Here is a 21,207-nt window from a genome sequence, read left to right on the forward strand (position 1 = left end):
GCCCTCTCATCTGCGGCGGGGGAGTGCGCGCAGGATCACCTCCAGCAACTGGCGCTGACCACTGCCGGACGTGACGGTGGTTCTGCGCGGCACCGCCACGGTCGCGTAGGAACCCGAGACAGGTGCAGCTGCCTCCGGATCGGCACTGCGCAGGCGTCGAGGCAACCGCGGTCCACTCCGGGCGGCGAGCAGGCCGTCCGTGCCCGGAACCGCGGACAGCGTGTCGTCCCCCCGTCGCAGCGCCGTGGCCGTCCGCCGCGTCCTGGTCCGCGGAACACGCACGAGGAGAACGTCGCTCTCGGCGAACTCGCCGGCTGCTGCGTCGATCGCCTCGGCTCGTGCACGACGTCCCGCGCGCCCCCGGATGCCGGTACCGAGACCGTGGCCCGGGGCGTCGAGCAGCACGACCCGCGGGCCGTGGTCTGCCAGTGTCCGTGCCAGGCCGGTGGCGTACCGAGCATGGGAGCCGCGCGGGAGCGCGAGAAGAACTGTGGGGGCCGCGGGATCCGTCCCCTCGTGGATCTCGGCGTGCACCGAGCCGCCGGACGTCCGGATCTGGCGATGCTCGCACGACGTGACAGCTCGATCGAGCTCGGCGCTGAAGGGCTTCATGTCCGGGTCCACGTCGCCCCACGTCCGCACGCGGCGCGTGGCGCCGTCCAAGGCCGCCTCGCACACGTGATGACGGACCGGCGCGTGGCGGGTCGACAGGATGGGGCGCCCGTTGAGCAGCACCATGACGGCTGCGGCCTCCGCGGACGACATCGTCGGGGTCCATCCGGTGGCGCGTTCGAAAGCCGTCGAGTCCACGGCCGCCTCGCCCGAGGAGATCCAGTGGCTGGAGAACGGCAGGATCCGGAGTGCATACGCGAGATCGACCACGGTGCGCAGGATTCGGAGCGGGACGGGCAGTACCAGCTGACCCTGCATCGCGCCGAGCTCGCGCACGCCGAGCCAGTCGCGCGGACCCAGGTTGAAGGGCCCGTTCAGGGGTGTCCGGACGGCCCGGTGGAAGGCATCGGCCAGGTCGTCCTCGTGCAGGAACTGGTAGCGGGACTGCGCCGGATCGGGGAAGGCCACCACGGACTGCGTGAGAGTGTCGATGCCGTCGTTCGAGAAGTGCGTTCCCACGATGTAGGTCGGGCGCAGCATCGAGATGGTCATGCCGCCCTCGTGGCGACGCAGCCACCACTCGACGAAGTGCTCCACCTCCGCCTTGTCGAAGAAGTAGTAGCGCAACGGATCCGCCGTCGGGAACTCCTCCTCGGTGACGGGCACCGGGAGGTCCTCGCGCCCGTACGCGCTGACACTCGACGCGATGACCATCGACCGCACACCGGCCCGGTGCGCGCACTCGACCGCGTTGCGCGAGCCCTCCAGGTTGGTCGCGTGGATCGCGGCCTTGTCACGCTGCTCCTCGACGACGAAGGCCAGGTGGATCACGACGTCACATCCGGCGAACGCGGTCTCGAGTTCGGGGGAGCGGATGTCCATCGCGATCGAGCGCAATTTCGGGTGCCGCACGCGCGGGGCCCGGCGGCCGAGTCCGATGACCTGATCGATCTCCGGGTCATCCAGCAGCACAGGCAGAATGACGGCGCCGAAGTCGCTCGTCGCACCGGTGACGGCGACGGTGAGGCCGCTCACCGTTCGTCCGAGCTGAACTGACGCGTGGTGTCCGAGGGTTCCGTCATGACGACTCCTGTGGTGCGGTGGTGGCGGGGGAGAAGAATCGCGACGACGACGGCACAGGCGAACACGGCGGCGGCGGCGATGTAGGACGCCACCTCCGACCCGGCCATCGCGGCTTCCTTCATGGACAGGACGAGGTTGTCGCGCACCGGAGCGAACATCTCGGGAAGTGGGTAGCGCTGGATCTCCTGCACGCTGAGGACGCTGCCGTTCACGTACTCGCGGTCGCGGTCCGACAGAATCTCCGACGGGACCGACGCGACGAGCGGACCGACGGTGGTGTTGTAGTACGACGCCGTCACCGAGCCGAGAACGGCGACACCGAGGGTCCCGCCGAGCTCGCGCGTGGTGTCGTTCACCGCAGAGCCGGCGCCGGCCTCGTCGATGGGCACCGACGACATGATGGATTCGGTTGCCGGGCCCTGGATCACGGCGATACCGACGGCGAGCACGATCATCGTGGGCAGGAGCAATCCGAGGTACGAGCTGCCGATGCCGACCTGACCTGCCATCACCATGCCGATCCCCACGAGGACCAACCCGGTGACGATCACCGGCATGGTGCCGATGCGCTGTGCCAGTGCCGTGGCGGTCGGCGCGCTCACCGCGAGGGCCACCGCGAACGGCAGTGTCGCGACGCCGAACTCCAGCGGGGAGTAGCCGCGAACGCCCTGGAAGTACTGGGTGATGAGGAAGACGTAGCCGAAGAGGGAGAAGTAGGCGATCGAGATCGCGAGAGCAGGCATGGCGAAGGGGCGCGATCGGAACAACCGCACGTCGAGGATCGGGCTCGCCACGCGCGTCTGGCGCACGACGAAGGCCGAGAGCAGAGCGAGGGACACCGCGATCCCACCGAGTGTGGGCACGGTCGTCCATCCGTGGCCGGGCGCCTCGATGAGCGCGTACACGAGTAACGACACTCCCGAGAACGACAGCACGACACCGGTGAGATCGAGGGGACCCGTTGTCGTGGCGCGTGACTCGGGCACCACGGCGAGGATGCCGATGACCGCCACCACGGCGACCGGAACGTTGAGCCAGAACACGGAGTGCCACGTGAAGTGCTCGATGAGCCACCCGCCCGAGACCGGGCCGATCGCGATCGCCACACCGGCGATCGACGCCCACACGCCGACGGCGACGGCACGATCCGCGGGTGTGCGGAAGAGGTCGATGATGACGGCCAGGGTCGCCGGGAGAGCCGCGGCGGCGAAGATTCCCATCAGCGCACGCGAGGCGATGAGCTGCGGAAGGTTGTCCGCGAGGGCGCCCACCATCGACATCGCGGCGAGCCCGACGACCCCGATCAGCAACATGCGTCGCCGACCGAGGCGGTCGGTGATGTTGCCGAAGGCCAGCAGCAGACCGCAGAACGTGAGGATGTAGGCATCGACGATCCACTGCAACCCCGTGAAGCCGACGCGGAGGTCGGTCGAGATGTCCGGGAGGGCGACGTTGACGACGGTGTTGTCGAGCACGACCAGGAGTTCGACGAGGCAGATGACGAGGAAGGCGGTCACCCGCCGCGGTGACGAGAGGAGGTGGGACGACGACCGCGGCGGCGGAGCGGCGTGCCGGCCGGTCACGACGTGGGGTCCGGGCCACTACCTGCTGCAGAGCCGGCGTCCCTCGCTGTGGCGAGACGGTCCACCGCACGCTCGTCGGAGGTCTGCGGAGCCAGCATGCCGGTCGTGCGGTAGGACGCCGGAAAGAAGAAGAAGACCAGTGCGGCACAGACGAACACGGCGCCGGCCGCCACGTACGCGGCGATGGACGATCCGCGCAGAGCCGCCTCCTTCATCTCCAGGATCAGCTGTGCGCGTTGCGGTTCGAACATCGCGGGCAGATCCCGCTTCTGGATCTCGATGACGCTGAGCACGCTGGACTGCGCGTAACCCTTCTCGGTCTCGCTCATGATGGCGGTGGGGATCTTCTCGACGAGCGGTCGCACCGTCGACACGTAGTACGAGGCCACGATCGAGCCCAGCACGGCGACGCCGAGTGTCCCGCCGATCTCGCGGGTCGTGTCGTTCACGGCGGCGCCCGCTCCGGCCTCGTCGAGGGGAAGCGAGGACATGATGGATTCCGTCGCGGGACCCTGAATGATCGCGATACCGACCGCGAGCAACAGCATCGCGGGCAGGACCAGCGTGAGGTAGGAACTGTCGATCTCGACGCGCCCTGCGACGAGCAGTCCGGCGCCGATGAGGACGAGCCCCGTCACGAGGACGGGCATCGTGCCGATCTTCTGCGCGACGATCGTCGAGACCGGGGAGCTGACGGCGAGGGCCGCGGCGAAAGGCAACGTCGCGATGCCGAATGCGAGGGGCGAGTACTCGCGCACTCCCTGGAAGTACTGCGTGATGAGGAACAGGAAGCCGAACAGACTGAAGAACCCCACCGCGATCGACACGGCGGGCCAGGCGAACGGACGGATGCGGAACAACGAGACGTCGAGCACGGGGGACGAGATGCGTCGCTCCCGCTGGACGAACAGCACGAGGAACACCGCGGCGAGCACGAGCCCGCCGATCGTCCGCCACGACGTCCAGCCGAAGTTCGGTGCCTCGATGACCACGAACACCAGCAGGGTGACGCCGGCGATCGACAGGACGACACCGGGCACGTCGAGCGGGCCCACCGTCGACGCTTTCGACTCGGGGACGATCAGCACCACGAGCACGACGGCGACGAGGGCCACGGGGACGTTCATCCAGAACACCGAGTGCCACGAGAAGTGCTCGAGCAGCCAGCCGCCCGACACCGGACCGATCGCGACGGCGACACCGGCGATGGACGACCAGACGCCGATGGCGAGTGCGCGCTCCTGAGGCTTGGGGAACAGGTTGGTGATGACGGCCAGGGTCGCGGGCAGGACCATCGCCGCGAAGACACCCATGACCGAGCGTGAGGTCAGGACGTGCGCGAGGGTGTCGCCGAGCGCACCGATCACGGACGCCGTGCCCAGACCCGTGAGACCGACGACGAGGAACAGCTTGCGTCCGTACCGGTCGCCGAGGTTGCCGAACGCCAGCAACAGGCCGGAGAAGGTCAGCGTGTACGCGTCGACCACCCACTGGAGGCCCGAGATGCCCGTCGCCAGCTCGATGCCGATGGACGGCAGAGCCACGTTGATGATCGTCATGTCGAGGACGATCAGGAGCTCGGCGATGCAGATGACGCCGAATGCCGCGAGCTGACGGCGTCGACCGATCTCGGTGCGGACCCCGAACGTCGAACGCCCTCGTGACGCGGGCATGCCCGCGTCGTCCCTGGAGCTGCTGTCCATGGCCGTGATCCCCCGTATTCCCCCCGGACCCCGCCCGCGGATGCAGCGCGGCGAGTGTCGTGCGCGAGCGCCACGCTAGGTGTCACGACCGCACTGTCGACGCTAACGGCGAGTGCGCGAGAGAAGTCGGTGCGACGTCACAGAGTTGCATCGGCAGGCCGGTGACGCTGTACGACATCGCAGGTGAGGGTGCCGGTCCGGGGCTGTGCCACGTGAGTCCGGAACGCCCCGGCGTGCATGGCCGCCACCAATTTCGACCTTGTCGGCTCCGTTCCCTCGTGAATCGGGCCGTCATGGGTCACACTTCTACCCGGAGACTGCGGCCAGGTCGGGGGACGTGTTACTGGGCGGTAAGGTCCGTGGTCGTTGCGGCCACTCGGCTGAGTTAGAGTGACGCGACGCACACCGGTGTCGACGCGTTCGCGTCGTGTGCGACGAGCAGTGGGAGGGTTCCAAATGGGTGTCGAGGTTTCGGTCGAGGGTTTGACCAAGTCGTTCGGTGTGCAGAAGATCTGGCAGGACGTCACGTTGACGCTTCCGAAGGGTGAGGTCAGTGCTCTCCTGGGGCCGTCCGGTACCGGCAAGTCCGTCTTCCTCAAGTCGCTCATCGGCCTGCTCCGTCCGGAGGAGGGCTCGATCGTCGTCGACGGCACGGACATCATGGAGTGCTCGTCCAAGGAGCTCTACGAGATCCGCAAGTTGTTCGGTGTGCTCTTCCAGGACGGCGCGCTCTTCGGCTCGATGAACCTGTACGACAACACCGCCTTCCCACTTCGTGAGCACACGAAGAAGAAGGAGGACGAGATCCGCAGCATCGTCATGGAGAAGCTCGAGCTGGTCGGTCTGACCGGCGCGGAGAACAAGCTTCCCGGCGAGATCTCCGGCGGTATGCGCAAGCGCGCCGGACTGGCGCGTGCGCTCGTCCTCGACCCCGAGATCATCCTGGTGGACGAGCCGGACTCGGGCCTCGACCCGGTCCGCACCACCTACATCAGCCAGCTGCTGCTCAACATCAACGCGCAGATCGACGCGACGATGCTGATCGTCACGCACAACATCAATCTCGCGCGCACGGTGCCGGACAACATCGGCATGCTGTTCCGCAAGAACCTCGTCATGTTCGGTCCGCGCGAGGTGCTGCTCACCTCCGACGAGCCCGCCGTGAAGCAGTTCCTGAACGGCACGATGATCGGGCCGATCGGCATGAGCGAGGAGAAGGACGAGGCGCAGATGCGCCAGGAGCAGGCCCTCTCCGACGCCGGTCACAACCTCGGCGGTGTCGAGGACGTGGAGGGCATCATGCCGCAGATGGACCCCACCCCCGGCATGCCTCGTCGCCAGGCCGTGGACCGTCGTCGCGACCGGGTGCGCAGCATCATGCACACGCTGCCCGAGCACGCTCAGCACGCCATCCAGCAGAGCCTCGACGAGGCCGACGGCCAGGACGGCCGCCGACCCGAGCCGGCCTACGCGGGCGCTCAGCAGGGAACCCGGGATTCGTACGGCCAGCAGTCGGGCTACGACCAGCCGGCCTACGGCGGTCAGGGCTACGACCAGGGTCAGGGCTACGACCAGGGTCAGAGCTACGACCAGGGCCAGAGCTACGATCAGGGCCAGACGTACGACCAGAACCAGGGCTACAGCAATCAGGGGTGGAGTGAGCCCGGCCAGGACCGGAACGACGGCCTCCCTTCCAGTGGCTCGCGGGGCTGACCGAAAACAATGGCTAAAACGAAGAACCCGATTCTCAAGTCGGGCACTGCAGCGCTGGCCCAGGCAGGAAACATCGTCGAACTCCTCGTCGACGTCGCGCGGAACACGTTCCGCAGGCCGTTCCAGTTCCGCGAATTCATCGAACAGGCATGGTTCATCGCCAGCGTCACCATTCTTCCCACCGCGCTGGTCGCCATTCCGTTCGGTGCTGTGGTGTCCCTGCAGACCGGCTCGCTGATCAAGCAGCTCGGCGCCGAGTCCTTCACCGGCGCCGCCAGCGTCCTGGCGGTGGTCCAACAGGGCAGCCCCATCGTGGTGGCGTTGCTCATCGCGGGTGCGGCGGGGTCGGCCGTGACGGCCGACCTCGGTTCGCGCACCATCCGCGAGGAGATCGACGCCATGCGAGTGCTCGGCATCGACCCGGTGCAGCGACTCGTGGTCCCGCGCGTGCTCGCGATGATTCTCGTCGCCCTGCTTCTCAACGGCCTGGTGTCGGTCATCGGCATCGCCGGCGGCTACTTCTTCAACGTGATCCTGCAGGACGGAACACCGGGTGCGTACCTGGCCTCGTTCTCCACGTTGGCCCAGCTGCCCGACCTGTGGGTCGGTGAGCTCAAGGCCGTCGTCTTCGGTCTCATCGCCGGCGTCATCGCGTCCTACAAGGGACTGCATCCCAATCCCGGTCCCAAAGGCGTGGGTGAAGCGGTGAATCAGACCGTCGTCATCACGTTCCTCATCCTGTTCTTCGCCAACCTGATCATGACGTTGGTCTACCTGCAGGTCGTCCCTGCGAAGGGAGGGTGAGCGATGACCATCGCTCGTGGTCGCGGAGACCGCACCCTGCTCAAACTCCGTAGCGCTGCCTCGGCTCCGCTCGGCGTGCTCGACCGTGCCGGCGAGCAGATGTCGTTCTACGGACGTGCGATCGGGTGGATCCCGAAGACGGCCGTGCACTACAAGAAGGAGACCCTCCGCCTGCTCGCGGAGGTGACGTTCGGCTCCGGCGCTCTCGCCGTCATCGGCGGCACCATCGGCGTCATCCTGATGATGTCCGGCTTCACCGGTGTCGTCGTCGGTCTGCAGGGTTTCGCGGCACTCGAACAGCTCGGAAGCCAGGTGCTGACGGGCTTCCTGTCGGCGTACGTCAACACCCGTGAGATCGCACCGATCGTGGCGTCGCTCGCGCTGTCGGCGACCGTCGGTTGCGGCTTCACCGCGCAGCTCGGCGCCATGCGCATCTCCGAGGAGATCGACGCACTCGAGGTCATGGCCGTTCCGTCCGTGCCGTTCCTGGTGTCGACTCGCATGATCGCCGGCTTCATCGCCGTCATTCCGCTCTACATCGTCGGCCTGCTGTCCGCCTATCTCGCGTCCCGCTTGGTGAGCACCGTCTTCAACGGTCAGTCACCGGGCTCGTACGACCACTACTTCACGCTGTTCCTGCCCCCGGAGGACGTGCTCTACTCCTTCGCCAAGGTGCTGGTCTTCGCATTCGTGCTCATCATGATCCACTGCTACTACGGCTACACCGCGTCGGGCGGACCCGCCGGCGTCGGCGTGGCCGTCGGTCGTGCCGTGCGTGCCGCACTGGTCACGGTCGCGGTGCTGAACTTCTTCCTGAGCCTCGCCATCTGGGGCACCACCACGACGGTGAGGGTCGCCGGATGAACCACGCTCCGTCGGCGACACGTCGTCGCCTCCTCGGAATCGGATTCCTGCTCGTCGTCGTTCTCTTCGTCGCCTGGAGCATCACGACCTTCAACAAGACGTTCAAGGACGTCGTCATGGTCGACCTGATCACCGACACCGTCGGCAACGCGCTGCCCGCCAACGCGGACGTGAAGGCGCGCGGCATGATCGTCGGCGAGGTGCGGTCCGCCACCACCGAGAACGGTGAGGTCACCTCCAAGCTGGCACTCGATCCCGGTCTCGTGGGCACGATCCCGTCCAACGTCACCGCCCGGTTGCTGCCGAAGACGCTCTTCGGCGAGCGCTACGTCGCGCTCCAGATCCCCGAGAACTCCGCCGGCGCCAGCCCTCTCGCCGAGGGCGCGGTGATCCGTCAGGACACCAGCGGCAACGCGGTCGAGGTCGGGCAGCTGCTCGACTCGCTGCTCCCGCTCCTCGACGCCATCCCGCCGCAGGATCTCGCCAACACGCTCGGTGCGCTGTCGCAGGCCCTCGAGGGCAACGGCGAGCGGCTCGGTCTGACCCTCGACCGGCTCGAGGAGATCTTCTCGGGTCTGAACGACGAGCTGCCGAACATCCAGCAGGATCTCGTCGGCATCGCGGACCTGTCCGAGACGTACTCGACCGCCGCTCCGGATCTGATCGACGCGCTCGACAACCTGCGCGTCACCGGGAACACGGTGGTGGAGAAGCAGAACGACGTCACCACACTTCTCGCGAGTGCGACCGCGTCGTCGGGTTCGCTGGCAGACCTGGTGCAGACCAACGCCGAGTCCATCGTGTCCATCGCGGCGGACTCCCGCGAGGCCCTCGAACTGCTCGCCGAGTTCTCCCCGTCGTTCGGCTGCACGTTCACCGAGTTCGTCCGCGTCGCAGACGAGGCGAAGAAGATCCTCTCGGTCGACGACGCGTACCCCGGTGTCCGTGCGTCGATCAACTTCGTCAACCCGAAGGGGCGGTACATCCCCAACCAGGACGAGCCGCGACTGTTCGACACCCGTGGCCCGTCGTGCTTCGAGAACGTGACCACTCCCGGCAAGTTCTTCCCGCAGTACCCGGGCAGCGGCGTCAACGACGGCTCCTATCAGGTGCCGTCGCGTAACCCCGGCCCCGCGGTCGACCCCGGCGCACTGCCCAACCCGCTGCAGTCACCCGTCCCGGCGGCCTACGCCGGATCGGACATCGAACGGGACACGTTGGCGGTGGTCTACGGCGGAGGCTCCGGCATCTCCCCGGACCAGGTTCCCGCGTGGACCACCCTGGTGGGCGCTCCGGCGCTCCGCGGCACGGAAGTGAGTGTGCGATGAGAGGCCTAGCGGCACCGCTGATCAAGTTGATCGTCTTCGCGGTGGTGACCATCCTGGCGACGGCAGCTCTGGCGTTGACCATCGCCAACGGGGCCGGGTCCGGCAAGACCAAGTTCTCGGCCATCTTCACCGACGTCTCCTCGCTCAACGAGGGCGACGAGGTGCGCATCGCCGGCGTCCGCGTCGGGCAGGTCGAGAAGATCGAGATCCACGAGCGCGACCTCGCGCAGGTCGATTTCGCACTGACGGAACGTGAGTGGCTGCCGGCCTCCACGACCGCCACCATCCGCTACCGGAACCTGATCGGGCAGCGCTACATCGCGCTCGAGCAGGGCACGGGCGACCAGGGCGAGAAGATCACCAGCGGAGCCACCATCCCGCTCGACCGAACGTCCCCCGCGGTGAACCTGACGACGCTGTTCAACGGCTTCCGTCCGCTGTTCCAGACCCTGACGGCCGACGACGTGAACAAGCTGTCCTACGAGATCATCCAGGTGTTCCAGGGTGAATCGGGCACCATCGGCGACCTGGTGCGCGACACCGCGAGCCTGACCAACACGGTCGCGGACAAGGATCAAGTCATCGGTGCGGTCATCGACAACCTGAACGGTGTCCTCGACACGGTGAACCAGCACGACAAGGAACTCGACCAGTTGATCGTCAACACCCAGGCGCTGGTGTCGGGGCTGTCGGCGGATCGTGACACCGTCGGGTCGGCGGTCACCTCGCTCGCCGGACTGACCGACGCCACAGCGGATCTGCTGGAGCCGACACGTCCGTCCATCCAGTCGGCCATCTCGTCGATCGACGGACTGTCGACCAAGATCAACAACCGGCAGCAGGACTTCGACAACATCCTGTCGAACTTCCCGGTCAAGCTCGAGAAGCTGATCCGCGTCGCCAGCTACGGCTCGTGGTTCCAGTTCTACCTGTGCGGCATCGACATCGTCGCCGGGCCCGGCTACGCGCCGCAGCTCAACCTCCCGACAGGACTGCCCACCATCAATCAGCCGCTGTACACCAACTCCGCGAAGCGTTGCGCCGCAGGAGGTATCTCGTGACGAAACGTAAGCCCGCGGTGTTGGGTGCCCTCGGCATCTTCATCATCCTGATGGCGACACTGTCCGCGTTCTTCCTCGACTCGCTGCCGATCATCGGTGCCGGATCGAAGTACACCGCGAACTTCTCGGAAGCGGCCGGACTGCGCGCCAGCAACGAGGTGCGGATCGCCGGCGTCAAGGTCGGCAAGGTCACCGACGTCGCCCTCGACGGCGACAAGGTGAAGGTCGAGTTCACGGTCAGTGACGCGTGGGTCGGCGACAAGACGTCGGCGTCCATCCAGATCAAGACGCTGCTCGGCCAGAAGTTCCTCTCGCTCGAGCCCAAGGGCGAGGAGCGGCTGAACCCGCGCGACGTCATCCCGATCGACCGCACGACGGCTCCCTACGACGTCATCGACGCGTTCTCCGATGCCGCCCGCACCACCGGTGACATCGACACGACCCAGCTCGCGACGAGCATGGAGACGCTGTCGCAGGCGTTCTCCGAGACGCCGGAGAACATCCGCGCCTCGCTCGACGGGGTGACGCGGCTGTCGGAGACCATCGCGTCCCGCGACGGCGAGCTGAGCAAGCTCTTCGCCGCGACCGACAAGACGACGCAGGTTCTCGCCGATCGCAACAAAGAGTTCACCCGGTTGATCGGTGATGCCTCGGTCCTGTTGCAGGAGTTGAACAACCGGCAGCAGTCCATCTCGCAGCTGCTCATCGGCACGCAGCGGGTGTCCACTCAGCTGACCGGTCTGATTCGCGACAACGAGGCGCAGATCGGGCCGGCCCTGCAATCGCTGGGTCAGGTCATCGACACGCTGAAGACCAACAACCAGAACATCGCCGAGGCGATCAAGCTGTACTCGCCGTTCGTGCGGCTGTACACCAACATCGTCGGAAACGGCCGCTGGTTCGAGCAGGTCATCGTCAACACCTTCCCGCCCGGCTTCCCGGACATTCCGGGTTACCGTGAGCCGATTCGCACCCTCGGTGTGGATCCCGTCCGTAGTCCGGGAGCAGGCCAGTGACCGCATCCACCGACCAGAAAGCCCCGTCGAACGGCGGCTTCTTCAGCAAGCGCAACCTGGGAATCATCGCTGCCGTCGTCGCTGTCGTGGTGCTCGTCGTGTTCGCGCTCTGGTGGGCCTTCACCCGCCTGGGCACGACCACCATCACGTCGTACTTCGACAAGACCGTCGGCGTGTACGAGGGCACCGAGGTGCGCGTCCTCGGTGTCAAGGTCGGGACCGTCACCAAGGTGGAGGGTCTGGGCGACCAGGTCCAGGTCGACATGCGCGTCGATCGTGGCGTCGACATTCCCGCCGACGCCCGCGCCGTCCAGCTCGCGCCGTCCGTCGTCGCCGACCGCTACGTCCAGCTCGCGCCGGCGTACACGGGCGGCGAGAAGATGGAGTCCGGCGCCGTGATCCCGCGTGAGCGCACGGCCACTCCCGTCGAGGTCGACGAGCTGTACAAGAGCATCGACGAGCTCTCGGCCGCGCTCGGACCGAACGGTGCCAACCAGAACGGCGCCGTGTCCGACCTCGTCACCACCGGTGCGCAGAACCTGGCCGGAAACGGTGAAGCGCTGAACGATTCGCTGACCCAGCTCTCCGGTGCCGTCGAGACGCTCGACTCGTACCGCGGCGATCTGTTCGGCACGATCCAGAACCTGCAGACGTTCGTCAGTGCGTTGTCGGCCAACGACCAGCAGGTGCGTGCCTTCAACAATCAGCTGTCCTCGCTGACGAGCTTCCTCGCGGGGGAGCGGGAGAATCTCGGCCTCGCGTTGAACCAGCTCTCGCTCACACTCGGTGACGTCGCGACCTTCGTGCGGGACAACAGGGACCAGCTGGCCAACGACCTGGACGACCTCGCGCCGACCACACAGTTGCTCGCGGACAACCGCCAGAGTCTTGCGGACACGTTGACGCTGCTGCCGTTGGCCGTCGCGAACGTCGCGAACTCGTACAACGCCGAGTCCGGATCGCTGGACGCGCGTCTGATCCTGAACGAGTTGCAGGATCCGAAGACGTTGTTCTGCAGTCTCATCGATCTGCAGAAGCTGCGTCCGGGTGATCCCCAGTTCGAGGCGCTCGGTCGCCAGATGCAGCCGATCGTCGACAACTGCAACACGATCGTCGACCAGGTCGTCTCCGGTGTGAAGACGCCCACTCTGGTCCTGCCGTTCGGGTTGCTCAGCGCGGACAACATCCAGCGCAACGTGGAGCCCGGCACCGTGCCCGGTGTCGAATCGCCGCGGGTCGACGACCTGCAGCTTCCGGGCCTGAACATTCCTGCGGAAGGGGAGTGACGATGAGAGTGCGCTCGCGTGGCCTGATGGTCGCCTCCGGTGCCTGCGTCGTCGCCGTGACGCTCAGCGCCTGCGGATCCAGCGGCATCTACGGGATCCCGCTGCCCGGCGGTGCCGATGTCGGATCGGACCCCCTCCGGTTGACGCTCCAGTTCGACGACGTGTTGGACCTGGTGCCGCAGTCGACCGTCAAGGTCGACGGTGTGCAGGTCGGTCGGGTCACGTCGGTGTCCGTGCCGAACGACTCGTGGATCGCCGACGTGCAGGTCGAGGTCGACTCCTCCGTGGACCTGCCGGCCAACGCGATGGCGTCTGTCCAGCAGACGAACCTGCTCGGTGAGAAGTTCGTCCAGCTCAGCGTGCCCGCCGAGGATGCCGACTCGGCTCGGCTGGCATCGGGCGACACCATCCCCGTCGAGCGGACCCGTCACGCCACCGACATCGAGCAGGTGCTCGGTGCCCTGTCGATGTTGCTCAACGGCGGCGGCGTCGCGCAGCTCGCCCCGATCGTCAAGGAGCTGAACACCGCGCTCAGCGGCCGCGAGGACCGGGTGCGCAACCTGCTCGAGGAAGCCAACACGCTGATCGGTGGTCTCGAGGACCAGAAGGCCGACATCACGCGCGCCATCGACGGTCTCGACGTCCTGACCGGCACGCTGAACCAGCAGACCGAGAAGATCGACCGGATCCTCGTCGATCTGCCCGTCGCGACCGAGGTGCTCGAGCAGCAGCGTCCGCAGTTGACGCAGCTGCTCGGTCAGCTCGACCGCCTCGGGCAGGTGGGCACCGACGTCATCGAACGGTCGAAGGACGATCTGATCGCCGACCTGCGAGCACTGCGTCCGACGCTGCAGGAACTGTCGACGTACGGAGACGAACTGATCACGGACCTCGCGTTCGTGCCCACCTTCCCGTTCCCCGACGGCGTCGAGAAGATCACCCAGGGCAACTCGGTGAATCTCTTCCTCAGTGTGGATCTGCAGATCGGCAACCAGCTCACCGCGCTCGGCGTCGGCCAGGGCAACCCGATCTACAGCCCACCGCTCAACGGCGAGCCCAAGCCGCGGGTCGATCCGTCGAACCCGTACTACAACGGCAACGGTCCGCGTAACTCCTTCCCGACCATCTCGCTGCTGCCTCTGCCGCCCATCATCCCGTCGCCGACTCCGGCGCCGGGCGTGCCCGCGGCCGCACCGTCGGCCAACCCGTTGGACGGCATCCTGCAGCAGTTCGGGATCGTTCCTCAGAACGAAGGTGGACAGTGAGATCCAAGCTGGTCAGCACACAGCTGATCCTCTTCGTCGTCATCGCCGTGCTCGGCCTGCTCTACGTGGGTGCCAAGTACGTGCGCTTCGACCAGCTGCTCGGTTTCGGCCAGTACACGGTCACCGGTCAGTTCGCCGATTCCGGCGGCATCTTCAGCAACGCCGAGGTGACGTACCGCGGTATTCCCGTGGGCCGCGTCGGCGCGCTGAATCTGACCGAGCAGGGCGTCGACGTCGAGCTGAAGCTCGAGAAGAGTGCCCCGGACGTCCCGGCCGACACCGTCGCGGTGGTCGCCAACCGCTCCGCCATCGGCGAGCAGTACGTCGATCTGCAGCCGCGCACCGATCAGGGCCCGTTCCTGCAGGACGGCGACGTGATCCTGCAGGACGACACCTCCATCCCGACTCCGGTGGAGAGCCTGCTCAAGAACGTCAAGACCCTCGCCGACTCCGTGCCGATCGACGATCTGCACACCGTGGTGACCGAGCTCGGCGCCGGCTTCGCGGGCACGGGGGACTCACTCCAGCAGCTCGTGACGTCGCTGGACAGTTTCTCCGAGGACGGTCTGACCAATCTGCCGCAGACCCTCACGCTGATCCGCGACAGCCGCGTCGTGCTGGACACGCAGTCCGAGCAGTCGTCGTCCATCCAGCAGTTCAGCTCGGACCTTGACCTGGTCACCGCTCAGCTGCGGTCCAGCGATCCGGACATCCGACGTCTGATCGACAACGGCATACCCGCGAGCGACCAGGTCGGCGCACTCGTCGATCAGGCCGGCCCGGGCCTGACGACGAACCTGACGAACCTGGCCGGTGTGACCAGTGCACTCAGCCCGCGCACGTTCGCACTGCGTCCTCTGCTGCAGTTCCTCCCGGCACTGGCTCAGGGCGCGAACTCGGCGAGCCCGGGGGACGGCACCATTCACTTCGGTATCGCCCTCGAGGTGAACAACCCGCCGGCGTGCACCCAGGGGTACGAGGGAACACAAGCGATCCTCGACGCCGAGTACGCCAAGAATCCCGATTTCGATCCGACGCAGCAGGACTTCCCGTTGAACCTCGACGCGAACTGCACTGTGCCGCAGGGATCTCTGACGGGTGTGCGCGGTGCCAACAGTGTGCGCTTCGCTGATCCGCAGACGGTGCAGCCGTGGGACGACAAGCCCAAGGTCGCGCCGGACCCCCTGGATCTGAACCCGATCGCGACGCAGCTGGCCGCACTGCTCGGTGTGACGGTTCGCCCCTGACCGTGGAGTCGGGTGAGGAGAGGTGCGCGGTGATGGCAGCGAGAAGTTACCCTCAAGTAGGGTGTCTGCTGTGACGCCAACCACCTCTCCTTCCGACCCGGACCTCGACGGCACCGACACCGGTGACGGCACGTCCGAGTCCACGCCCACACCGGCGCCGCGCACGTCTCCGATCGCGACCGCGGTGACCGCCGCGGCCGCGGCGATCACGCTGATCGCCGCTGTCGTTCTGAGCATCTTCTGGTTCCTCGCGTACCAGGAGTCCTCCGACGCCTCCCTGCGCGACGACGCCCTCGCCGGTGCACGGCAGGCGGCGATCAATCTGAACTCCGTCGACTCGAACGATCTGGACAAGACATTCGCCGACATCGAGTCCTCCATCACCGGTGACGAGCTGACCAATGGTCTGAACGACACCAAGGACCAGTTCCGCGAGCAGTTCGCGGAGACCGGCGTGGTCACCACCGCGGCGGTGCAGCACGCGTCGCTCGTCGGGTTCAGTTCCGACGACGGCACCGCGCAGTCTCTCGTCGTCCTCACCACGGACACCACCAAGCCGGACGGCAACGAGCGATACCAGAGCACCCTGCGCCTCGAACTGCAGGACGTGGACGGCACGTGGAAGGCCACGCGCATCCAGCCCATCGGGCAGCGGATCCCGCTCGAGGTCCCCGGTGCACCCGCCGCCACCGGCGATGCCGTTGCGCCCACCGATCCCGCCGCCCCTGTCGATCCCGCTGCTCCGGTGGATCCCGCTGCTCCGGTCGATCCCGCCGCGCCCGTCGACCCCGCTCCCGCACCGACCGACGGCGGTCAGTGACACCTCGCTGTCACAGCGCCGTCCGTCCCGCTCGCCTCGCACCAGCCAGGAGTTCTCTCTATGCCCCCCGCACGCCGTAGACCCCCCACAGGCGCTCCTCGCGTCCCCGCCGGCAGTGTCCGCCGACCCAAGGTCGCCGGGCGCTCCACGGCGCCCGCCGCGGGCGGCGACGCGATCGAGAACGAGACCACGAGCGCGTCCACCGACGCGGCCTCGACCGTCGACCTGTCGAAGTCGTCGGCCGACACCGCTGCGGTCGACGACAGTCCCGCGGTCGCCGGCACTCCCGCGGTCGACAGCCCTGCCACGGACTCGGTCGTGACAGAGACGACCGAGACGACCGCGGCGGACGACGGCGCCCCCGCCGGCCGCACGGCCTGGTGGACTCCCCGCACGATGCTGCTCGCCGCACTCGCGGTGGTGTTCGCCGTGATCGCGCTCCTCGCCGTGGTGCGCCCCGGTACGTCCGAGGTGAGCAACGAGGCATGGGTCGACACTCCGGCCACACTCGAGGTCACGTCGGCCGGGCGTGACGCCCTGCAGACGGTGTTCAGCTACAAGTTCGACACCATCGACCAGGATCAGGCGGCCGCTCGCGCAGTGCTGAACGACGAGCGCCGCGGGGAGTACGACTCCACCGCGGAGCAGACCAAGCAGGGCGTCATCCAGACGCAGACGACCACGACGGCCACGGTCACCGACATCGGGGTGTCACTGCTCGACGGTGACCGGGCCGAGCTGCTGGCCAGCATGGACATCGCCGCGACGCAGGACACGGTCGACCAGGGAACGGTGCAGACGCCGGTCTCGGTGACCATGGAACGTGTCGACGGAAAGTGGCTGCTCGCGACCATCGACAACCGCTGATCGCCCGGTTCGAGCGGATTCGGGGGACGAAACGCCGCTCTCGCTCTTGACGCGAGGGCTTCGGGAGTCCACTCTGATTACCGGATTCATCGAACGCGGGTGCGACCCCGCTGCCATGATCGAGATCGACGCCGGAGCAAATGGAGGCACCGGGCGTCGGGACCGACGGGCAGGGCGCACCGTAGTTCCCGGATCACGGCTCGTGCAGTCTCCGGGCCGAGCGCGCTCGTCGCGCGGACGCGGTTGCCATATCCGCCGCATTGGGGTACTTTTGGACGTTGCGCTGGGTGCCTCCTGTCCACTTCCAGACTTTGCCTGAATCGACACGTGTGTCGATCTCTGCTGAGCGAGGACTTCGTACGGGTAGTGACCAGCGAAGTTCCCACACAAAGAAGCAGATTAGCGACGGTCGCGCAGTGCACGAAGCGGCCCGCGTGAGGTGCTGGAAGGACGCATCTTGGCAGTCTCCACCCAGTCCAAGGAAAACGCCGGAACTCCCGGAGCCCCGAAGAGGGTGTCGTTCGCGAAGATTCGCGAACCCCTCGAAGTACCGGGGTTGCTCGATCTTCAGACCGATTCGTTCGAGTGGCTCGTCGGCACGCCGGAGTGGCGCGCACGTGCGGAAGCACGTGGCGACAGCTCTCGCAGCGGCGGTCTCGAAGACATCCTGACGGAGCTCTCTCCGATCGAGGACTTCTCCGGCTCGATGTCCCTCTCCTTCTCCGATCCGCGCTTCGACGAGGTCAAGGCCTCGATCGACGAGTGCAAGGACAAGGACATGACCTACGCGGCGCCGTTGTTCGTCACCGCGGAGTTCATCAACAACAACACCGGTGAGATCAAGAGCCAGACGGTCTTCATGGGTGACTTCCCGATGATGACCGACAAGGGCACGTTCATCATCAACGGCACCGAGCGCGTCGTCGTCTCGCAGCTCGTGCGTTCCCCGGGTGTCTACTTCGACCACGCCGTCGACAAGACCACCGAGAAGGATCTGCACAGCGTCAAGGTCATCCCCGGCCGCGGCGCCTGGCTCGAGTTCGACGTCGACAAGCGCGACACCGTCGGTGTCCGCATCGATCGCAAGCGTCGTCAGCCCGTCACCGTGCTGCTCAAGGCACTCGGCTGGACCACCGAGCAGATCACCGAGCGCTTCGGCTTCTCGGAGATCCTCATGGCCACGCTGGAGAAGGACAACACGGCCGGCACCGACGAGGCACTGCTCGACATCTACCGCAAGCTCCGTCCGGGCGAGCCGCCCACGAAGGAGAGCGCGCAGACCCTGCTGGAGAACCTGTTCTTCAAGGAGAAGCGCTACGACCTCGCACGCGTGGGTCGCTACAAGATCAACAAGAAGCTGGGCCTGAACTCGGGTCTGCCCATCGAGGCGTCGACGCTGACCGAAGAGGACATCGTCGCCACCATCGAGTACCTCGTGCGTCTGCACGCGGGCGAGAAGTCGATGACGGCACCCGACGGCGTCGAGGTTCCCGTGGAGGTCGACGACATCGACCACTTCGGCAACCGTCGTCTCCGCACGGTCGGCGAGCTGATCCAGAACCAGATCCGCGTGGGCCTGTCCCGCATGGAGCGTGTGGTCCGCGAGCGGATGACCACCCAGGACGTCGAGGCCATCACGCCGCAGACCCTGATCAACATCCGTCCCGTGGTCGCTGCCATCAAGGAGTTCTTCGGAACCTCGCAGCTGTCGCAGTTCATGGACCAGAACAACCCGCTGTCGGGTCTGACGCACAAGCGTCGTCTGTCGGCGCTGGGCCCCGGCGGTCTGTCGCGTGAGCGCGCCGGCCTCGAGGTCCGCGACGTCCACCCGTCGCACTACGGCCGCATGTGCCCCATCGAGACCCCGGAGGGCCCGAACATCGGCCTGATCGGATCGCTCTCGGTGTACGCACGCGTGAACCCGTTCGGTTTCATCGAGACGCCGTACCGCAAGGTCGTCGAGGGACAGGTCACCGACGACGTCGACTACCTGACCGCCGACGAGGAGGACCGCCACGTCGTGGCGCAGGCCAACTCGTCCATCGACACCTCGGGTCGCTTCGTCGACGAGAAGATCCTCGTCCGCCGTAAGGGTGGAGAGGTCGAGTTCGTCTCGTCGATGGACGTCGACTACATGGACGTCTCGCCTCGTCAGATGGTCTCGGTCGCCACGGCGATGATCCCGTTCCTCGAGCACGACGACGCCAACCGCGCGCTGATGGGCGCGAACATGCAGCGTCAGGCCGTGCCGCTGGTGCGCAGCGAGGCTCCGCTCGTCGGAACCGGCATGGAGCTGCGTGCCGCTGTCGATGCCGGCGACGTCATCGTCAACGAGAAGTCCGGTGTCATCGAGGAGGTGTCCGCCGACTACGTCACCGTGATGGCGGACGACGGCACTCGCAACACCTACCGGATGCGCAAGTTCGCGCGCTCGAACCAGGGCACCTGTGCCAACCAGCGTCCGATCGTGGACGAGGGCGCACGGGTCGAGGCCGGCCAGGTCCTGGCCGACGGTCCCTGCACCGAGAACGGTGAGATGGCGCTGGGCAAGAACCTGCTCGTCGCGATCATGCCGTGGGAGGGCCACAACTACGAGGACGCGATCATCCTGTCGCAGCGCCTCGTGGAAGAGGACGTCCTGACCTCGATCCACATCGAGGAGCACGAGATCGACGCCCGCGACACCAAGCTCGGTGCCGAGGAGATCACTCGTGACATCCCGAACGTCTCGGACGAGGTCCTCGCCGATCTCGACGAGCGCGGCATCATCCGTATCGGTGCCGAGGTTCGGGACGGCGACGTCCTGGTCGGAAAGGTCACGCCGAAGGGCGAGACCGAGCTGACCCCGGAGGAGCGCCTGCTGCGCGCCATCTTCGGCGAGAAGGCCCGCGAGGTCCGCGACACGTCTCTGAAGGTTCCGCACGGCGAGAACGGAAAGGTCATCGGCATTCGCGTGTTCTCGCGCGAGGACGACGACGATCTGCCTCCCGGCGTGAACGAGCTGGTCCGCGTCTACGTGGCCCAGAAGCGCAAGATCCAGGACGGCGACAAGCTCGCCGGCCGCCACGGCAACAAGGGCGTCATCGGCAAGATCCTCCCCCAGGAGGACATGCCGTTCCTGTCCGACGGCACCCCGGTCGACATCATCCTGAACACGCACGGCGTCCCGCGTCGTATGAACATCGGTCAGATCCTCGAGACTCACCTCGGCTGGATCGGCAAGACCGGATGGAACATTCAGGTGGCCGCGGACGGAGTCCGACCCGACTGGGCCGCGACGCTGCCGGAGGAGATGCTGGCCGCCGAGGCGGACACCAACATCGCCACCCCGGTGTTCGACGGTGCGAAGGAGGACGAGCTCACCGGCCTGCTGGCGAGCACGATCCCGAACCGCGACGGCGAGCGCATGGTCGGCGCGGACGGAAAGGCCACCCTGTTCGACGGTCGTTCCGGCGAGCCGTTCCCGTACCCGGTCTCCGTGGGCTACATGTACATCATCAAGCTGCACCACCTCGTCGACGACAAGATCCACGCTCGTTCGACCGGTCCGTACTCGATGATCACGCAGCAGCCCCTCGGTGGTAAGGCGCAGTTCGGTGGACAGCGCTTCGGCGAGATGGAGTGCTGGGCCATGCAGGCCTACGGCGCTGCGTACACGCTGCAGGAGCTGCTCACCATCAAGTCCGACGACGTGGTCGGCCGCGTGAAGGTGTACGAGGCCATCGTCAAGGGCGAGAACATCCCGGAGCCCGGTATCCCCGAGTCCTTCAAGGTGCTCCTCAAGGAGCTCCAGTCGCTGTGCCTCAACGTGGAGGTGCTGTCCTCGGACGGCGCGGCCATCACGATGGCGGACGGCGACGACGAGGATCTCGAGCGTGCCGCGGCCAACCTGGGAATCAATCTCTCCCGCAACGAGTCCGCGACCGTCGACGATCTCGCGCAGTAATCGGTGACA

At 66.7% G+C, this 21,207-nt stretch carries 15 protein-coding genes; 12 read left to right on the top strand and 3 right to left on the bottom strand.

Translation table 11 applies throughout. The features are described from left to right. Nucleotides 1-6: 6 nt before the first annotated feature. Genes HQ325_RS13765 through HQ325_RS13775 form a run of 3 tightly spaced genes read right to left on the bottom strand, consistent with a single transcriptional unit; the run spans nt 7 to nt 4,951 of the window. Complete coding sequence (locus HQ325_RS13765) at nt 7-1,647, bottom strand: NAD-dependent epimerase/dehydratase family protein (RefSeq protein WP_222630349.1); 1,641 nt, start codon at nt 1,645-1,647, stop codon at nt 7-9. Beyond that, the gene (locus tag HQ325_RS13770) at nt 1,644-3,278 is read right to left on the bottom strand and encodes an MFS transporter (protein ID WP_222630351.1); all 1,635 of its coding nucleotides are present in this window, start codon (nt 3,276-3,278) and stop codon (nt 1,644-1,646) included. Before HQ325_RS13770 ends, HQ325_RS13765 begins: the two co-directional genes overlap by 4 nt. Then, a complete protein-coding gene (locus HQ325_RS13775; protein ID WP_222631049.1) occupies nt 3,275-4,951 on the bottom strand; it encodes an MFS transporter in 1,677 nt (558 codons plus the stop codon). Before HQ325_RS13775 ends, HQ325_RS13770 begins: the two co-directional genes overlap by 4 nt. Nucleotides 4,952-5,437: 486 nt before the next feature. Here HQ325_RS13775 and HQ325_RS13780 point away from each other — a divergent pair, with 486 nt between their 5' ends. From HQ325_RS13780 to HQ325_RS13835, 12 genes are all read left to right on the top strand, one after another. Continuing rightward, nucleotides 5,438-6,694 carry an ABC transporter ATP-binding protein gene (locus HQ325_RS13780; protein WP_222630353.1) on the top strand — a complete coding sequence of 419 codons (1,257 nt, stop codon included), beginning with the start codon at nt 5,438-5,440 and terminating at the stop codon, nt 6,692-6,694. Between the two features lie 9 nt (nt 6,695-6,703). After that, complete coding sequence (locus HQ325_RS13785) at nt 6,704-7,498, top strand: ABC transporter permease (RefSeq protein WP_027504566.1); 795 nt, start codon at nt 6,704-6,706, stop codon at nt 7,496-7,498. A gap of 3 nt (nt 7,499-7,501) precedes the next feature. After that, on the top strand, nt 7,502-8,362 hold the full coding sequence (locus HQ325_RS13790) for an ABC transporter permease (RefSeq protein WP_222630355.1): 861 nt from the start codon (nt 7,502-7,504) through the stop codon (nt 8,360-8,362). Beyond that, nucleotides 8,359-9,690: an MCE family protein gene (locus HQ325_RS13795; protein ID WP_222630357.1), complete on the top strand. Its 1,332-nt coding sequence runs from the start codon at nt 8,359-8,361 to the stop codon at nt 9,688-9,690. The genes HQ325_RS13790 and HQ325_RS13795 overlap by 4 nt, the downstream gene beginning before the upstream one ends. Beyond that, entirely contained in the window at nt 9,687-10,751 is a 1,065-nt protein-coding gene (locus tag HQ325_RS13800) for an MCE family protein (RefSeq protein WP_027504569.1), read from the top strand. The genes HQ325_RS13795 and HQ325_RS13800 overlap by 4 nt, the downstream gene beginning before the upstream one ends. Further along, nucleotides 10,748-11,767 (top strand): MCE family protein, encoded by a 1,020-nt coding sequence (locus HQ325_RS13805; protein ID WP_308014448.1) that lies wholly within the window; start codon nt 10,748-10,750, stop codon nt 11,765-11,767. Before HQ325_RS13800 ends, HQ325_RS13805 begins: the two co-directional genes overlap by 4 nt. A 56-nt stretch (nt 11,768-11,823) precedes the next feature. Next, the gene (locus HQ325_RS13810) at nt 11,824-13,053 is read left to right on the top strand and encodes an MCE family protein (RefSeq protein WP_261778331.1); all 1,230 of its coding nucleotides are present in this window, start codon (nt 11,824-11,826) and stop codon (nt 13,051-13,053) included. A gap of 2 nt (nt 13,054-13,055) precedes the next feature. After that, complete coding sequence (locus tag HQ325_RS13815) at nt 13,056-14,318, top strand: MCE family protein (protein WP_222630361.1); 1,263 nt, start codon at nt 13,056-13,058, stop codon at nt 14,316-14,318. After that, on the top strand, nt 14,315-15,565 hold the full coding sequence (locus HQ325_RS13820; RefSeq protein ID WP_222630363.1) for an MCE family protein: 1,251 nt from the start codon (nt 14,315-14,317) through the stop codon (nt 15,563-15,565). Before HQ325_RS13815 ends, HQ325_RS13820 begins: the two co-directional genes overlap by 4 nt. Nucleotides 15,566-15,635: 70 nt before the next feature. Next, nucleotides 15,636-16,385, top strand: a complete 750-nt coding sequence (locus HQ325_RS13825; RefSeq protein WP_222630365.1) for a hypothetical protein — start codon at nt 15,636-15,638, stop codon at nt 16,383-16,385. A 60-nt stretch (nt 16,386-16,445) separates the two neighbouring features. Further along, complete coding sequence (locus HQ325_RS13830) at nt 16,446-17,252, top strand: hypothetical protein (protein WP_222630367.1); 807 nt, start codon at nt 16,446-16,448, stop codon at nt 17,250-17,252. A 439-nt stretch (nt 17,253-17,691) separates the two neighbouring features. Beyond that, on the top strand, nt 17,692-21,198 hold the full coding sequence (locus tag HQ325_RS13835; RefSeq protein WP_027504574.1) for a DNA-directed RNA polymerase subunit beta: 3,507 nt from the start codon (nt 17,692-17,694) through the stop codon (nt 21,196-21,198). The last annotated feature ends 9 nt before the right edge of the window (nt 21,199-21,207 follow it).

The sequence above is a fragment of the Rhodococcus sp. BP-349 genome (genome assembly GCF_019835845.1).
Taxonomy (GTDB): Bacteria; Actinomycetota; Actinomycetes; order Mycobacteriales; family Mycobacteriaceae; genus Rhodococcoides.

What these genes read in the sequence shown, in the direction of transcription:
- HQ325_RS13775 (WP_222631049.1), bottom strand. Translation starts at nt 4,951, where the DNA reads ATGCCCGCGTCACGAGGGCGTTCGACGTTCGGGGTCCGCACCGAGATC.
- HQ325_RS13780 (WP_222630353.1), top strand. Translation starts at nt 5,438, where the DNA reads ATGGGTGTCGAGGTTTCGGTCGAGGGTTTGACCAAGTCGTTCGGTGTG.
- HQ325_RS13785 (WP_027504566.1), top strand. Translation starts at nt 6,704, where the DNA reads ATGGCTAAAACGAAGAACCCGATTCTCAAGTCGGGCACTGCAGCGCTG.
- HQ325_RS13790 (WP_222630355.1), top strand. Translation starts at nt 7,502, where the DNA reads ATGACCATCGCTCGTGGTCGCGGAGACCGCACCCTGCTCAAACTCCGT.
- HQ325_RS13795 (WP_222630357.1), top strand. Translation starts at nt 8,359, where the DNA reads ATGAACCACGCTCCGTCGGCGACACGTCGTCGCCTCCTCGGAATCGGA.
- HQ325_RS13800 (WP_027504569.1), top strand. Translation starts at nt 9,687, where the DNA reads ATGAGAGGCCTAGCGGCACCGCTGATCAAGTTGATCGTCTTCGCGGTG.
- HQ325_RS13815 (WP_222630361.1), top strand. Translation starts at nt 13,056, where the DNA reads ATGAGAGTGCGCTCGCGTGGCCTGATGGTCGCCTCCGGTGCCTGCGTC.
- HQ325_RS13830 (WP_222630367.1), top strand. Translation starts at nt 16,446, where the DNA reads ATGCCCCCCGCACGCCGTAGACCCCCCACAGGCGCTCCTCGCGTCCCC.